This window comes from Microbacterium sp. H6 (genome assembly GCF_003314775.1).
GTDB classification, from domain to species: Bacteria; Actinomycetota; Actinomycetes; order Actinomycetales; family Microbacteriaceae; genus Microbacterium; species Microbacterium oxydans.
Genome location: NZ_QOAY01000287.1, coordinates 442 through 1,459, shown reverse-complemented (window position 1 = coordinate 1,459; position 1,018 = coordinate 442). Strand labels below are relative to the sequence as shown.

Below are 1,018 nucleotides of genomic sequence, written 5' to 3'. Positions count from 1 at the left end.
CTTCTTGTTCTTCGGCATTGCGGTGTTCTTTCTGAGTTCTCGCACGAGAACAGCGCCGCGCACACGCGCGAGCACCCAGCGCGTGGTCGGATGCGACCAGCGGGGTTCCGGACTGTCAGCGGCCGGGGCCATTCATGTGATGGTTGATTTGCGTCGATCGACGCTCACCATCGGCCCCTGGACTCACACTTCACACACATAAAACGTCCGCGCCAACGCGCGGGTGTCCGAAGCCGACCGTTCAAGTGTAGCCGACGCTCCTGAGAGACCGCACAGACCCCCGGTGCCGACCGGGTGCCTCTACGCTGAGGGAGTGATTTCCGTCTCCCCCACCGGCACCCAGATCGCCCTGCAGCTCGGCGACGTCACCGCCCAGATCGCTCAGGTCGGCGCCTCCCTCCGTTCGCTGCGCATCGGGGGCGTCGACCTCGTGCCGCCGTATCCCGAGGACTCTCCGACCCCATCGTGCTCCGGAGTGGTCCTCGCCCCGTGGCCGAACAGGGTGCGTGATGGCCGATGGGACGATGCGGGTACGGTCAGACAGCTCGCCATCACGGAGCCCAAACTCGGCAATGCGAGCCACGGCCTGCTGCGTTTCACCGCCTACGAGGTCGCCCAGACCGAGACGGCAGCGGTGCTCCGCGCGACGATCGTGCCCCAGACCGGATACCCGTACCTGATCGAGACCGCCGTCACGTACACCCTCACCGCCGACGGCATCGATGTCGTGCACACCCTGACCAACCGTTCGACCGGCCCAGCCCCGGTCGCTCTCGGAACCCACCCCTTCGTCACGATCGGCGACGTCGATCCGCACGACCTCGTCCTGCGGATCCCCGCGGAGACCGCCTTCGAAACGGACGAGCGGATGCTGCCGACCGGCACCCGACCGGCCGACGCCACCCTGCGAGAAGGGGCACGCCTCGGCGATGTCTCCCTCGACACCGGCTTCGCAGACCTGACCCGCGACGCTGACGGAATCGTCCGTCACTCCCTCACCGCACCGGACGGCCGACAG

1 protein-coding gene is annotated in these 1,018 nt (G+C 67.5%); it reads left to right on the top strand.

All coding sequences use genetic code 11. From position 1 onward, the window contains the following. Positions 1 to 313 precede the first annotated feature (313 nt). A partial coding sequence (locus DSP71_RS18490; RefSeq protein ID WP_258546544.1) for a galactose mutarotase occupies positions 314 to 1,018 on the top strand: 705 nt, incomplete at its 3' end.